19 protein-coding genes and 1 riboswitch are annotated in these 15,475 nt (G+C 29.6%); all 19 genes read right to left on the reverse strand.

The features are described 5' to 3' along the window. Positions 1–8: 8 nt before the first annotated feature. Positions 9–392: a stage III sporulation protein AD gene (spoIIIAD, locus tag B2P65_RS16010; protein WP_035129356.1), complete on the reverse strand. Its 384-nt coding sequence runs from the start codon at positions 390–392 to the stop codon at positions 9–11. Between the two features lie 9 nt (positions 393–401). Beyond that, positions 402–599, reverse strand: a complete 198-nt coding sequence (spoIIIAC, locus tag B2P65_RS16015; protein ID WP_035129354.1) for a stage III sporulation protein AC — start codon at positions 597–599, stop codon at positions 402–404. A 15-nt stretch (positions 600–614) separates the two neighbouring features. Continuing rightward, positions 615–1,133, reverse strand: coding sequence for a stage III sporulation protein SpoIIIAB (gene spoIIIAB, locus B2P65_RS16020; protein ID WP_035129352.1), 519 nt, complete (start codon positions 1,131–1,133; stop codon positions 615–617). A 3-nt stretch (positions 1,134–1,136) separates the two neighbouring features. Further along, entirely contained in the window at positions 1,137–2,054 is a 918-nt protein-coding gene (gene spoIIIAA / locus B2P65_RS16025) for a stage III sporulation protein AA (RefSeq protein WP_346880503.1), read from the reverse strand. 240 nt (positions 2,055–2,294) lie between these two features. Beyond that, positions 2,295–2,852: an elongation factor P gene (efp, locus tag B2P65_RS16030; protein ID WP_035129348.1), complete on the reverse strand. Its 558-nt coding sequence runs from the start codon at positions 2,850–2,852 to the stop codon at positions 2,295–2,297. 302 nt (positions 2,853–3,154) lie between these two features. Further along, positions 3,155–3,982: a MetQ/NlpA family ABC transporter substrate-binding protein gene (locus B2P65_RS16035; protein ID WP_346847945.1), complete on the reverse strand. Its 828-nt coding sequence runs from the start codon at positions 3,980–3,982 to the stop codon at positions 3,155–3,157. 48 nt (positions 3,983–4,030) lie between these two features. After that, the gene (locus B2P65_RS16040; RefSeq protein ID WP_414632280.1) at positions 4,031–4,681 is read right to left on the reverse strand and encodes a methionine ABC transporter permease; all 651 of its coding nucleotides are present in this window, start codon (positions 4,679–4,681) and stop codon (positions 4,031–4,033) included. Between the two features lie 2 nt (positions 4,682–4,683). Next, positions 4,684–5,643 (reverse strand): methionine ABC transporter ATP-binding protein, encoded by a 960-nt coding sequence (locus tag B2P65_RS16045; RefSeq protein WP_346847944.1) that lies wholly within the window; start codon positions 5,641–5,643, stop codon positions 4,684–4,686. A gap of 128 nt (positions 5,644–5,771) precedes the next feature. Further along, a riboswitch (SAM riboswitch) is annotated at positions 5,772–5,902 on the reverse strand. 73 nt (positions 5,903–5,975) lie between these two features. Continuing rightward, positions 5,976–6,365 (reverse strand): hypothetical protein, encoded by a 390-nt coding sequence (locus B2P65_RS16050; protein WP_035129332.1) that lies wholly within the window; start codon positions 6,363–6,365, stop codon positions 5,976–5,978. Beyond that, positions 6,355–6,798, reverse strand: a complete 444-nt coding sequence (locus B2P65_RS16055; protein ID WP_346847943.1) for a hypothetical protein — start codon at positions 6,796–6,798, stop codon at positions 6,355–6,357. The genes B2P65_RS16050 and B2P65_RS16055 overlap by 11 nt, the downstream gene beginning before the upstream one ends. Positions 6,799–6,819: 21 nt before the next feature. Then, entirely contained in the window at positions 6,820–7,548 is a 729-nt protein-coding gene (locus tag B2P65_RS16060) for a hypothetical protein (RefSeq protein WP_346847942.1), read from the reverse strand. Positions 7,549–7,559: 11 nt separating this feature from the next. Then, the gene (locus B2P65_RS16065) at positions 7,560–8,003 is read right to left on the reverse strand and encodes a hypothetical protein (RefSeq protein WP_346847941.1); all 444 of its coding nucleotides are present in this window, start codon (positions 8,001–8,003) and stop codon (positions 7,560–7,562) included. Continuing rightward, on the reverse strand, positions 7,990–8,427 hold the full coding sequence (locus B2P65_RS16070; RefSeq protein WP_346880504.1) for a hypothetical protein: 438 nt from the start codon (positions 8,425–8,427) through the stop codon (positions 7,990–7,992). Before B2P65_RS16070 ends, B2P65_RS16065 begins: the two co-directional genes overlap by 14 nt. Beyond that, the gene (locus B2P65_RS16075; RefSeq protein ID WP_346847939.1) at positions 8,414–8,857 is read right to left on the reverse strand and encodes a hypothetical protein; all 444 of its coding nucleotides are present in this window, start codon (positions 8,855–8,857) and stop codon (positions 8,414–8,416) included. The genes B2P65_RS16070 and B2P65_RS16075 overlap by 14 nt, the downstream gene beginning before the upstream one ends. After that, on the reverse strand, positions 8,838–9,281 hold the full coding sequence (locus tag B2P65_RS16080; protein ID WP_346847938.1) for a type II secretion system protein: 444 nt from the start codon (positions 9,279–9,281) through the stop codon (positions 8,838–8,840). Before B2P65_RS16080 ends, B2P65_RS16075 begins: the two co-directional genes overlap by 20 nt. Before the next feature lie 21 nt (positions 9,282–9,302). Next, a complete protein-coding gene (locus B2P65_RS16085; protein WP_346847937.1) occupies positions 9,303–10,499 on the reverse strand; it encodes a type II secretion system F family protein in 1,197 nt (398 codons plus the stop codon). Continuing rightward, positions 10,489–11,994, reverse strand: a complete 1,506-nt coding sequence (locus tag B2P65_RS16090) for a GspE/PulE family protein (RefSeq protein WP_346877406.1) — start codon at positions 11,992–11,994, stop codon at positions 10,489–10,491. The genes B2P65_RS16085 and B2P65_RS16090 overlap by 11 nt, the downstream gene beginning before the upstream one ends. A gap of 156 nt (positions 11,995–12,150) precedes the next feature. Further along, positions 12,151–12,978, reverse strand: coding sequence for a diaminopimelate epimerase (dapF, locus tag B2P65_RS16095; RefSeq protein ID WP_346877405.1), 828 nt, complete (start codon positions 12,976–12,978; stop codon positions 12,151–12,153). A gap of 12 nt (positions 12,979–12,990) precedes the next feature. Then, positions 12,991–15,465, reverse strand: coding sequence for a DNA helicase RecQ (gene recQ, locus B2P65_RS16100; RefSeq protein WP_414632456.1), 2,475 nt, complete (start codon positions 15,463–15,465; stop codon positions 12,991–12,993). Between the last annotated feature and the right edge of the window lie 10 nt (positions 15,466–15,475).

Raw genomic sequence — 15,475 nt, forward strand, 5'->3', positions numbered from 1 at the left:
ATTTACACCTACATTATCTTTAATATTGTTTGCATTACAGCCATTAGTATTGGTATTGCAAGAGTAAGAATTAATATTTTACCAGCAAATTCAACCTTTGATGCAATACTACTCTCACCAGCATCCCTGCAAATTTCACTACAAAAGGATGATAAATATGCAATACCTAAAATTTTAAATACTGTATCCAAGTACACTATGTCTATATTAGCTTTATTAGATAAGGTTTGAAGGAAATTTACTATTATAGTTAGCTTGCTAACTAAAAACATAAATACTATTATGCCTGCTATTAAGCTAATTAAAAGTGCAATATCTGGTCTTTCCCTTTTTACCATTATCACAATAAGAAGAGTTATTAGTGCAAAGGATACTATTTTGATAATATCCATAGTTTCCTCCTAAAAGTAAAATAAAGTTTGTATTGCATTGAATAGCTTTGAAACCAAACTAATCACCAATATTAGTATTATTACTATTCCTGCTAAATTACTAATAACTGCATATTCCTTTTTCCCTCCACTATCTAAAACCTTATCTAAAACTATCATTACAATTCCAACTATACCAATTTTCACTATTATACTTATATCTAACAAAATCCACACGCCTCCTTACATTAAAATAATTCCTATCATGGCACCGAAGGAAAACCCTAGGTACCTATACATTTTCACGTTTTTATCAATGTTATATTCGGCATTCTTAATTGCTTTTCCCAAATTTTCTAGAGTTAGTGCAAACATATCATTATGTCCTTCTATATCCATCTCACCTAGGCTTTTAGTAAAATCTAAAAATATGCCTAGATCATCTTTAGTTAAGGATAATTTGTCCACTCTTTTATCTAGGCTATGAATAAAACAACTATTTACATCACATTCTTCGCTACTAATAATTAATTCTGACGCTTCCTTAAAAATTCCAGCTATGGGTTCTTCACATTTTTCATATACCTTATTAAGAGCCTCTGGAAGTAATGCATGGGTAAAATTTATTTCATTCTTTAATACATATACGCCTCGCTGAAATTCCTTTAACTCCCTAACTCTTTTTTTAAATTTTTCTCCATAAGAAAATCCTAAAATAGTAGATGAAACTACTATAAGAATAAACCCTATTACTTTTATCATTTATTACCACCCCCTTACTTTCTCACCTTTTGTAAAATCATATATATATTCTATGGTTGCAATGCCACACTTATTACTTAAAATTACAGCTCTTTGAAAAACTTTATTTTCTAAAATTTCTTTGAATACTGGTCTATTACAGAGATCCTTTTCACTAAATCCGTGGATAGTCGTTATTACATTTACACCTGAATTTAATGCTGCCACAATACTCTCCATATCTTTATAGGTACCTATTTCGTCACATACTATAAGATGAGGAGCCATACTTCTAATGGCCATGATTATTCCTTGACTTTTCGGGCAGTTATCCAATATATCTGTCCTAATGCCTACATCCATTTGAGGAACCCCTCTATAACATGCTCCAATTTCACTTCTTTCATCAATAATAGCTACATTTTTGCCACTTAACCCATATCTTGATAATCCATTAGATATCTCTCTTGATAAATCTCTTAATATAGTTGTTTTCCCACATTTAGGTGGAGATATTATTATAGTATTTAATATAGAATTATCTTTAATAATAAAAGGTAAGATTCCATCACTACATCCCTTTACCTCTCTAGCAATACGTATATTAATTGAAGATATGTGTTTTATAGTCTTAAGAGAGTTTTCTTCTAAAACACAGGTACCACAAATTCCAACTCTGTGACCACCTTGAATAGTTATATATCCTTGTTTGATTTCTTCCTCAAAGGCGTATATGGAGTAGCTACTTATCTTTTGAATAATTATCTTTATGTCCTCTAGTTTTGTATTATAACTTGTTCTTATCTCCTTATTATTGCTTATAAATATAAGCGGTTTGTTAACTTTCAATCTAATTTCTTGTAGTTTTCCACCATGGTCATAGTTTATAACTTCAGTTCTAATAGAAGGAGATAGTATATCCAAAACATCTTTAGTAATCATGCAACTCACCCTTTCTTACTTAATTGTTATTACCTTTCATAGATAATTATTACTATAATATTTTTATTTTTTTATTTTTTGCAAAAAAATAAGTGCTTCCTATAACGAAATATAATATTTCATTATAGGAAGCACTTATTAAAAACAGTATGTTTTCATATATCTCTGCAACCTATTAAATATGTATTCATAGAGCAAATAAAAACTAGCCTTCAATTATGAAAGCTAGCTCAATATGGACTAAACTCTTTCCATATATTCTCCTGATCTAGTATCAACTCTAATTGTGTCTCCTTCATTTACAAATAGAGGAACTGGAACTATTGCCCCTGTTTCTACTGTAGCTGGTTTTAACACGTTAGTTGCAGTATTTCCTTTAACTGCTGGTTCAGTGTTTGTAATTAATAGTTCAACGAAGTTTGGAGCTTCTACTGAGAAAGCTTCACCCTTGTAGAATTTAATTATTGCAAACATGTTTTCTTTTAAGAACTTTATAGCTTCTTCTACTTTATCGTAGTTTAAAGGAATTTGCTCGAAAGTTTCTTGATCCATGAAGTAGTATAACTCTCCATCAGAATAAAGATACTGCATTTCTTTTCTCTCTATTACTGCTTCTTGGAATTTAGCAGTTGGGTTGAAAGTTGTTTCTGTAACCGCTCCAGTTATAGCATTTTTTAATTTAGTTCTAACGAAGGCAGCACCCTTACCTGGTTTAACATGTAAAAATTCTACAACAGTGTAAACTTGTCCACCATCTTCAAAAGTTGTTCCTTTTCTTAAATCTCCAGCTGATATCATAATGTAACCTCCCAATATATAATAGCCTTTGTTAATAAAATTATTATAACCTATTTAAAGCACTTTAATACCTTATGTAGTTATTAATATGCATACTAAATTTTAGTAATAAATTAATTACCTAATTTAATAATTATAATTACTTACATTTACATTAACAATGATATTTTATCAAAACTATGTATTCTTTGCAAACAAATTATACCTTCATATTAAGAAACTTGCAATAAAAGTTTAAATATATTATTAAAAATACATATTATATCCATATATTCATATCTATTATATACATTTTGATAGATTTAAAACCCTGGAACAATAGCTCCTTTATAATTATCTTCGATGTATTTTTTTACTTCTTCAGAAGTGGCTGCCTTTGTTAAAGCTTTTATTTTATCCTTTTCTTTATCTTCAGTTCTAACAGCAATGATATTAGCATATGGACTATCTGTACCTTCAATTGCTAAAGCATCTTTCAAAGGGTTAAGTCCCCCCTCTAAAGCATAGTTAGTATTTATTACTGCTAATTCTACATCTTTTAGAACCCTTGGTAACTGTTCTGCATCTAGCTCTGTAATCTTAACATTTTTCGGATTTGAAGTAATATCTTTTGCAGTTACTAGATCCCCCTCTGAAATTTCAATTACTCCATTTTTAGCTAAAAGTTTTAAAGCTCTTGCTCCATTAGATGGATCATTAGGAATTGCTATTTCCGCACCATCTTTAATAGCCCCCATACCATCTAATTTTTCTGAATATACTCCCATTGGTTCTAGGTGTACCTTTGTTGTATAAGAAAGTTCATAAGATTTTTCCTTAACTGTAGCTTCTAAAAAAGGTACATGCTGAAAATAGTTTGCATCTATTTCACCTTCTTCAAGGGCAGTATTAGGTAGTACATAATCTGAAAACTCTACTACTTCTACTTTATATCCTTGATTCTCCAATAGTGGCTTTATAGCATTTTCCACTATAGCTTTATGCGGCTCTGGAGATACTCCTATAGCTATAACCTTATCTTCACCCTTAGCCCCTGAGCCTGCTTTCCCCTTAGAACCACAGCCTACTAAAGTCACCCCTAAAGCTAATGTTAACGTTAAACTTAATAATTTCTTTACTGATTTTTTCATGTATATATTCCTCCTTGATTATAAATTTCTAAACTTAAATTTTGAATACTAGCTTAGTTTCTTATATATGTAGTTTCCTAAGCTTTGAATAAGTTGAACAAATATAATTAAAACTACCACTGTAAATATCATAATTGGAGTATTAAATCTATTATATCCATAGGTTATAGCTGCTGCTCCAAGACCTCCTCCACCAATAGATCCAGCCATGGCAGAATAGCCTATAATGCTTATAATAGTTAAAGTAAGACCTGACGCAATAGATGGTAAGGCTTCTTTTATCATTATTTTAAATATTATTTGAGTCTTAGTAGCTCCTAAGGATTGAGCTGCTTCTATAACTCCTTTATCTACTTCCTTTAAAGAAGTTTCAATAATTCTTGCAACAAAAGGAGCTGCAGCTATAGTCAAAGGTACTATGGCCGCTGTAGTTCCTATGGATTTACCTACAATAACTCTAGTAACAGGAACTACTACCACCATCAATATTACGAAAGGTAAACTTCTTAAAGTATTTATAACCCCATCTAATATTTTATATATATATTTATTTTCCATTGGACCTTCTTTGGTTGTTAGTATTAAAGCTATGGCTAAAACCATACCAATAATTACTGCAAAGATCGTAGATATCACTACCATTATTAAAGTTTCTATTAGTGCACTACTAAGGATCCCTATAATTGCTTCTGCTGTCATAACTATAACACCTCCCATTGGAATTTATTCTTTTCTAAGTAACTAGTAACAACTTCCTTCCACTGTTCATCAACTCTTATGACTAATGATCCTAATATATTTTCCCTAAATCTTTCTAACTTGCCCCACACAATAGAAAAATTTACATTCAAATCTCTAGCCATGTTGGTTATAAATGAATTTTCACTTTTATTTGCCGGAAAATATATCTTAATATTGACTCCATCTTGAAATAAAATTTCTTCTTCTTCTCCTAAGAATTTTCTTAGAGAATATCCTGGTCTTAAGAACAGTTCATCTACATTTCCTTCAGCTTTAACTTCTCCTCCTTCTACAAGCACTATTCGCTGGCATATAGACTTTACTACTTCCATCTGATGAGTAACCATTACTATGGTAATCCCCATTTCTTTATTAATTTTAGATAACAGCTCTAATATGTCCTTTGTAGTTTTAGGATCCAGTGCTGAGGTTGCTTCATCACAAAGTAATATTTTAGGTTCTAAAGCTAAAGCTCTTGCAATTGCTACTCTTTGCTTTTCTCCGCCACTTAACTCTTTAGGCATAGACTTTATCTTGTGGAATAATCCAACAATTTTCAACAATTCTTCTACCTTTTTTTCTATATACTCTTTATCATATCCCCATAGTTGTAATGGTAATGCCACATTATTATATACATTAGACCTTTTAAGTAAGTTAAAATTTTGAAATATCATTCCAACATTTTTTCTAAACTCTCTAATATCTCTTTCTGTCATAGAGGAAACTTCTTTTCCCATAACTTTCAAACTGCCTTCATCATAACCTTCTAATCCATTTATACATCTTAACATGGTAGATTTTCCAGCTCCACTGTGACCTATGATTCCATATACTTGTCCCTCTTCTATGGTAAATGATACATTCTTTAGAACTTTTAAACTCTCAAAGCTCTTATTGATATGTGATACCTCTATCATTATCTAGCACCGCCCTTTACTGTAGATATCCTATTTACTTTAAATCTAGATTTAATTATTTGGGGTAAAAAGAAAAGCACTAGAGAATAAATCTCTAGTGCATAAAACTTCATGCATGCCAATTCATTCTCTTATCTTCCAGCTCAAAAAAGCTGCAGGATTTAGCACCATGACGCACATATAAAGATATATGATTCAATATATATACACAGGTTGCTGGGTTTCAAAGGGCCAGTCCCTCCACCGCTCGTGATAAGACAATATTTACTTTTACCTTGGCATTAATTATACATAACAATAAATAAATAGTCAACATAAAAATACCAAATTTTTTAGATTTTTTTGAATACAAGAATAAAGGTGCAAATATCTTCTTCCACCACCAAAGAGTTAATTTCTTTTATTTCATCCATCTTACCTAAATCACTAAGTAAATTTTTAAAAGTAGTAAAATCCCCCTTACACTTGATAGTTACTTCACCCCAAGAGTCATAAACAACAATGTTATTTAAAGAAATATCATTATAACTTCTTAATCTATTTAAAAATTCTCCAAGTTTAAACTCTTCCTTTTTATTTTCTTCTACAAGGTTACTTACAACTAAATTTCTATGATTTTTAGCATTATTTAAATTTATTTGTGTTTTACCATAGGCTATTAAGAGTATTATAGTTGCTATAACTATAGTAATATTAATTAATTTATATTTTCTAGTATCCATTAATCTTTACCCTAGCTGTAAAATATAGCTCTTCCTTCTCTTGAAGAATAGATGAAACTTCAACTATTGAAAACTTTTCTTCTAAAGTTTTAATACACATTGAATAATCTTCCTTATCTTTAATCTTTATATTAAATCCTATATTATTGTCATCTATATTCATAGAATTTATCTCAAGCTCTTCCTTTGAAATTATTTCATAAATATAGTTATATGCAAAGGTTGTAATACTTTTTCTGTCATTATTTAATTCTATGTTTTTGTTATACTGCACTTTACCTACAATATTTAATCTCTTATAATGATTCCCTAATATTCCCATGGAAATAATTATAAATAATATAGAGAAATATATCAAAGTCCTTACTATATTTTTCTTATAGATGTACCTTAAACTCTCTATATACCATTGAGGATAATATCCTTCTTTCATTGTCTCCCTCCCTTTCATAAATTAAGAATTTACAGGAAAACTCCTTTTCATCTCATATAAATTAGCGACCTTAACCTTTTCCTTTTTTTCATTTGTAATGATGTAAATTCCCTTATTATTATTATGTTCTTCTCCATTAATCTCTCTCAAAAATGCTAAGATTTCTATATTTACATTTTCTTTACTTCCATTTATAACTCTATTTGCTCTTATAGTCCCATTTTCTACTTCAATGATATAAACATATTTATTTCTATATATTATTAAAGTGAATTCTCCATTTTTAATCTTTTTGTTGTATTTATTTGTATATAACTGTTGTATAGGTATTATAGAGTTTATATTTGCTCCTAAAAACAATTCTCGATTCATTAAAAGTGAATCCTTTACATTTATGCAGTATATGGCTACCTCTAATTTTCCTCTTTTATTCCTAATAATTTCATAGTTAAATATTATATTTTCTATATCATAAAAAATTTTTATTACTTGATTTTTAACAATTAAATCTAGTTTATTTTTATTTACTTTAGGCACAAAAATATTATGTACAAATATCTCTTCTCCCTCTAAAATTATGTCCAAATTAAGCTTTCTTAAATTTTCCTCAACTGCTACATCAATGTCTTTATAATTTTTCTTACAGCAATATGTGCAGTAAAAATTCTTATCCTTTTTTAAATCTTTAATCTTTTCTTTTACAAACTTTATTTCTTCTTCACTTATTTCAATCGTACACCTTTTCTTCATAACTCTCCCTTCTACTGTACTAAATTCCCCTTAAAAATATATTTAACTTCACTACCACTAATCTCCATAGCGAACCTATAAACTCTGTTTAATCCATTGATTTGAAAATACTTATTACTTAAATCATAGGTTATATAACTATTATCATAGGTTATTAGTTTTTCACCAGCCTTCCTTTCAAAGTATTTCTCTGAAGTCTCTGCATTTATAGTTTCTATATTTTCTAGTACATAACTATTAAAATTAGCTATTAAGTGCTCCTTATAGCTATGGTCCTTATTTTCTTTCAAGTTATATTCCACATAATTTTTAATATAAGAATTTCTATTAATAAAGGACTTCATAGAATAACATATAGTTAGGGAAATAATCATTCCTACAATTACCACATAAGTTAATATCCATCCCCTATGAATTTTTCTATACTTGCTTAACCCTGTTTTATATTTTACCAATTGCTCTCTCTCCACTAATTCCTTTATTCGTAACTATTTTAATGAATAGAACCTCACCATTTTGCCTAACTTTAAATTCTCTCACATCATATAAAAGAGGCTGATTGGTGTGGCCTACTCCATGTTTATTCTTGAAAAAAAACCTAAGTTCATTCCCCTCTAAAGAAACATAACTTTCTCCTACAGATGTAGGTATAATTATATCCCCATCTTTTAAAAAACATCCTTCACCTCTATAATTAACATAATTTTCTATATACATAAGTGCTTCATAAATCCCTGTAATTTCACTAGAATAATATACGTTTTCCTTATAGCTTTTCATCCAAATACTATAACTGCTAATAATAACTGTAATTATTAAGGAGGAAATACTTAAGGCCGCTATTAATTCTAATATGGTAACCCCTTTAGCTTTTCTCATAATTACCCTTGTAAAATACATAATTTATTTCCTTTCCATCTTGAAACTTATATAAAACCTCTATTTTTATAATTTCTTTACCAGTTTCTTCAGTTCCCATTAACATTATAATTGGGTATTGCTTTACTTCATCCTTTATAATATATTTTATATTTATACTACCTAGAGCTTCCTCTGATAAATCACTAGTATTTATAAATCTAGTTTTTTCAACTATCTCTTTTTTAATATCACCATAATCCATATTGCATAAAATAAGCTTTTTAACTGCATCTATCTGAAAAGTGGCCTTCATTTTCTTTTGCTCTTCTTCTTCACACCGTCTCATTACACCATAAAAAGTAAGTGCTCCTATGAGAATAGTAGATATAACTAACATGCTTATTATAGTTTCTAACAGTGTAATTCCTTTATTTTTGCTTACTAACATAATCTGTTCCTACCTTTATGGTTATAACTTCTCTACGTCCATCTGGATCATATATATTTATAGATCTTCCCAAAGATGTATTTCCGTCAATATCTAATGGTATAGTTATACTAGCATCATTAGATATATGTATCCTTAGTGAATCTGGTAATAGATAACTGTGTACTTTTACAGTTCCATGATATAGGTTTAATTCTCTACTTTGGATAACTAATCTAAAGAGTTTCCTATTATCATAATTATTTCTTGCATACATCTTACAGCTATTTATAAATTCAATTGTGCCATTAACCCCATGTTCCATTTCCATGGCTAACTTCTTTTCATCATAGGAGTTTAAATGAGGATATATTATAAATGAACATATAGACAATATACCTAATACCACTATTAATTCTATTAGTGTAAATCCATTTTTCTTCATAGTTTTCTACCTTAATACCTTTTAAAACTTTGTATTGTACATATTAAACAATGGAATCATAATTGCAATAATGATAGATCCTATAAATAGACCTACAAAGACTATTAGTAGTGGCTCTATTAGGGATGTGATCCTATCTAATTTCCCTTCAAGTTCTTCTTCGAAAACTTCATTACAACATTGCAACACCTCTTCAACACTTCCATTAATTTCTCCTATATATATTGTTGATAGAAAATAATTTGAAAAAATATTGCACCTCTTAAGGCCCTCATAAAGGCTATCACCTCTTTCTAATCCTTCTATACATCTATTTAACCGCTCCTTAATGTAAATGGCATTTTCACAATTTCTCAGTAAGATTAAAGAAGATTTTATATCAATACCACTACCTATCATCATTGAAAGGGCCATAGTAAATTTACAACAAAATCTATTTTTCTCTAAATTTCTCGTTAGTGGATTTTTATATTTTAAATTATAGGTTATCCCTTTCCCCTTTAGATAGATATGTATAAAGCTTATGCCTATAAAAATCCCTATGCCTATTGGTACTACAAGTATACCTAGACTATTTATAACTCTAGATAATCCTAAATAAAATCTAGTTATATAAGGAAGTTTCATATTTTCTATATCCATAGAATTAAAAAATGTAGGTACTAACTTGTAAATAGCAATCATGCCCATAATTAATACAAATATAAATAATCCTATAGGATAAGTACTTACGCTAATAATTTTCTTTCGCCTTTTATATTCCTTCATATAGTACTTTTCCATGAAAGTTAGAATCTGCTGCAATCTACCACTTTCTTCTCCAAAATGAATTAATGTTATAAAAAATTCTGGGAATACACTTTTAAACTTCTCTAAGCTTTCTGAAAAAGATAAACCACTTTTTATATTATTTATAACTTTATTTAGAATTTCACATAACCTTTTATCCCCTAAATGCTCTTCTAATAGTTTCAAAGCATTAACTAAAGGAATTCCCGCCTTTAAATTATTCTTTAAATTTCTGCAAAAAGTAGATAAATTCTTTTCTGAAATCCTTCTTTTAAACAAATATGTATTTTCTTTATGCAACTCTTTGTAATTAATACAATATATTTCTTCCTCTTCTAATCTTTCCATTAAACTACAATGATCTTCTACTATAACTTTTCCTGATACAATTTTTCCCTTTACATTTATCCCCTTATACTTATACTCCATAATCCACTCCTAAGGCTTTTTCAATGTTATAAACCTGCATATTTCCATAATACTCTTCCACGGAAGTACTTCCCTCTACAACTAACTCCTTAAAATATTCATTCATAGTAACCATTCCCTCTTCAATCGCTATGTTTCTTAATATATCACTATCCCCACTATCCATAGACTCCTTTAATCTCTTTCCCATAATCATAATCTCATAGGCTACAGTTCTTCCTCTGTATCCAGTGCTATTACATTTAATACATCCAGTTCCTCTATAGCCTTCTTCAATCCTATCCATGGCTAGAAGCTTCTTTTCTTCCTTGGATAATTTATATTTCACCTTACACTTTTCACATATTAATCTTGTTAACCTTTGAGCAATTACAAGAACGAGAGAACTTTTAATTATATCTCCATCTATCCCCATGTTAGTTAGTCTATTTATAGCACTGCTAGCATCGTTAGTATGCAAGGTAGTTAAAACTAAGTGACCTGTTAAAGATGCTCTTATAGCTACTTCAGCAGTTTCCTTATCTATAATTTCACCCACCATTATTACATCAGGATCCTGTCTTAATACTGCCTTTAATATATTTCCATAGGTAGCACTACCATCTCCTATGGAAACTTGATTAATTCCCTCAACTTCACACTCCACCGGCTTTTCTACAGTGACTATATTCCTAGTTTCTTCGTTCAACTCATTTATCATAGAATATAAAGTAGTAGTTTTACCACTTCCTGTAGGACCTGTAATTATGATTAAACCTTGTTTGAACTTTAATATATTTTTTAAGAGTCGATAATCTTTAGGTGTAAAACCTAGCTTATTTATATCTAACAAAGGTGCATTTCTTTGTAATATTCTTATTACAAATTTTTCTCCATGAACAGTAGGCATTGTAGATATTCTTAAATCATAAATATTTTCCTTTACTTCAAGATTTATCTCTCCATCTTCTGGAGTATATTTATTAGTAATATCCATATTTGCCATAACCTTTATTCTTGTGGCTATAACCTCATAAAGATTTTTAGGTAAAGTACTAAAAATATTTAAAACTCCATCTATTCTATATCTTACAGTAATTGTATCCTTCCATGACTCTATATGTATATCACTTGCACCTTTTTCAATACCTTCTCTAAAAATCGAATCCACTAAAGAAATAATGGGTCCTTTTACTTCTTTATCACGCTCCTTTTTAGGATACTCTTCACCTTTAAGTCCCTTAACTATTTGCTTTCTATAAATTTCTTCATAATATTTATCTAAATAAATCTTAAATTGATCTATAGTACATAAGTTAAATACAATTTTTTTCTTTAAAATAAATCTTAATCTATTAATTTCTTCATTGGAATGCTCCGTAAAGGTAGCTAAATAAATCTCATTATTTTTTATGTCATAAGGTAAAATGCTATACTCTTCACACACTTCCTTGGAAAGCATAGACATAGCCTTCGTATTTATTGCTATTGAATCTAAATCTATTTTGTTGATCACCAGTTTATCTCCTTAAACATATTAAAAATATAGATTTCTTTTATCACAACTATAATTGTTACCATTTATTTCAAATATAATTCTATAAATAAATAAAAAAGGGTTTATATTAAAACAAATTTATAAATTGTTTAAATATAAACCCTTAATGTTCACTTATACTGCTATTTCACCCTTAAATACATTCTCCGCTGGCCCCGTCATCATTATTCCATCCTCAGTTATTTCTATAGTTAAAATACCTCCTGGAGCCATAACCTTCACAGATTTATCTACTAAATTTAATTTATTACAAACCACCACCGATGAACAACATCCTGTTCCACAGGCAAGGGTTGGCCCTGCTCCTCTTTCCCAGGTATTAACCTTTATTTCCTCTCTATTCACAACTCTACAAAAGTTAACATTGGTCCCCTGTGGAAATAATTCATGGGTTTCTATGGCTGCACCTTCTTCAACCTTAAACCCGCCCTCTTCAGTTAATAAAACAGTATGGGGAACTCCAAGTAATAATGAAGTTATATTATAGCTTTTTCCATTGGCACATATATCTTTTTTAATAATTTCTTCCTCTCCTAAGGCAGGAATAAACTTTGGATTAAAACTCTCTCTTCCCATATTTATCTTAACAGCTTTTACCTTATTATCTTCTATGAACAGATGACAAACCTTTATACCATCTCCTGTTTCTACGGTAAACTCACTTTTTCTTACCATGTTATTTTCATATACGTATTTTGCAAAGCATCTTATTCCATTTCCACACATACCAGCATAGGAACCATCACTATTTATTATTATCATTTGAATATCAGCAATTTTACTTCTTCTTACTACTAATATTCCATCTCCTCCTATGCCAAAATTTCTATCACATAACTTTTTAGCTAAAGTACCTAAATCATTGTATTTTACTTCCATATCTTCAAAAACCACAAAATTATTTCCTGCTCCCTGCATCTTTGTAAATTTTAAAATTTCCATAATATTCTCCTCTTAAAAGTAATTCTTAAGTATAACAGCTCTTATAGATTCATAATTAATTGTCTTAGGTAACTCTGCCTTTACCTTACTAACCTTATCATAGCCAACTCTTTCACAAACTTCCATGATAATTTTTTCTTCATCTTGGTTAAAAAACTTATTTAAAGGAATAGTAAACTTAGGTCTTCCATACTCCTCTATATACTCTGTAACGTATCCAAGTATAGTTGAAATTGATACCTCAATCTCTTCTGCAATATCCTCAATTGCAAAGTCTTCATTTAGCATGTCTAAAGCTATTTCCTTATTCTTTCTTTCATCTCCATCTATAACTAATCTTTTTTTCTTTTTTTCTTCCCATATAGGAGTTATTCCTTCTTCTTCTATATATGTATTTACTGCTTCTATTAAAGCCACTCCATATTTTTCTATCTTCTTAGGCCCCATACCTCCTATATCCTTTAGCTCTTCTAAGGTTTTAGGATATCTTCCACTTATCTCTTTTAGAGTATTTTTTGCTATGATATTCTGTTCCATGGCACCTTCTATCCTGCTAAATTCCTTTCGCACTAAAACTAACCTTTCAAATAGTTTTTTATCAGTATTTACATAAAAATCCCCTGATTCCTCATTAATACTACTAATTTCTTCTGATTTAGTTACACTAGCTTCTTCATAGCTTTTGTCAGGGTTATTCTTTTCCTTAACAGTTAGATTGTTAGCTTCAACATACTCTATAATAGCACCTTGAAATTCCTTACCATACTTACTATACTTAGTTTCTCCCACTCCAGATATCTCTAAAAACTCCTCCTTATTTGTAGGATGCTTAACACTCATTTCCCTAAGGGTTCCATCACTAAAAATTATATATGGAGGAATTCCAGCAGCCTTTGCCATGTTATATCTAAGTTCTCTTAATATATCAAAGAGTTCATTTCTTACCTCTGCATTTACTTTAACTTTAAATTCTTTAAAGTGAACTACTTCCTTACCTCTAAGTACTTCCATAGACTTATTATTTAATGCAAGGACAGGATAAGTTCCTTCAACTTGATTTATATACCCATGAGAAATTAATGTATTTATAAAAGTTTTTAGGTTTTCACTTGAATAATCCTTCATTATTCCATAGGTAGATAGCTCTTGAAAATTAAACTGTGTAACCTTTTTATTTTTCGATCCTCTTAGTACATCTATAAGCATAGTTGCACCATAGTTTCGTTTCATCCTATATATACAAGATAATACCTTTTGAGCATCTACAGTTTTATCAACTATCTCTCCCTGATTTAAACAATTACTACAATTATTACAGTCATCTTCATAACTTTCTCCAAAGTAATTTAAAATATATTTTCTATAACAATCATTACTATAAACAAAATCCACCATCTGCTGAAGTGCTTTATACTGATTGTTTTTTCTCTCCGGATTTTCTATACTCATCTCTATTAAATACTTTTGAACATGGATATCTCCTGGAGAAAATAATAATATACACTGACTCTTCTCACCATCTCTACCAGCTCTTCCAATCTCTTGGTAATAACCTTCTATATTTTTAGGCATATTATAGTGAACCACATATCTTATATTAGACTTATCTATTCCCATACCAAAGGCATTAGTTGCCACCATAATCTTAACTCTATCATAAATAAAATCTTCTTGATTCTCTTTTCTTTCCTCATCAGATAACCCTGCATGATATCTAGCTATATTATATCCCTTACTAGAAAGCTCTCTATAAATATTATCTACTTCCTTTCTAGTAGCTCCATATATAATACCAGAGTTCTCTTTATTGTCTTCCATAAATTTAAGAAGATATTTCTTCTTATTCTCAGATTTAACTATATTTATAGACAAGTTTTCTCTATCAAAGCCAGTAATAAATATTTTAGGACTTTGAAGCTTTAAAAGTTTTACTATATCTTGTCTTACTTCTTTAGAAGCTGTTGCAGTAAAGGCTGTAACTATAGGTCTCACCATAAGCCTTTCTATAAAACCTGCAATTCTTTTATAACTAGCTCTAAAGTCATGACCCCATTGAGATACACAATGGGCCTCATCTATAGCTATCTGGCTAATAGGTATCCTAGAAATTACATTATAAAATTCTATATTATCTAATCTCTCAGGGGCTATATAAAGTATTTTATATTTTTCTTCCTTTATTCCATCTAATACTTCTTTAAAATCTTTACTGCTTAAGGAGCTATTAATATAGCTGCAAGGTATTCCCATGTCCTTAAGTGCATCTACTTGATCCTTCATAAGGGAAATTAAAGGTGAAATTACTATAGTTAATCCCTGAAGGATTAAAGCAGGCACTTGATAACATATAGACTTACCACTACCTGTAGACATTATAGTTAATGCATCCTCTCCCTTTAAAATAGATTCTATAACTGGCTGTTGACCTGTCCTAAAGCTTTTATATCCATAATATTTTTCCAAAATTTCTTTCATTGCTTCTTTCAAAACTACACAT

The organism is Clostridium sp. UBA3061 (genome assembly GCF_002367465.1).
Taxonomy (GTDB): Bacteria; Bacillota; Clostridia; order Clostridiales; family Clostridiaceae; genus Clostridium_J; species Clostridium_J sulfidigenes.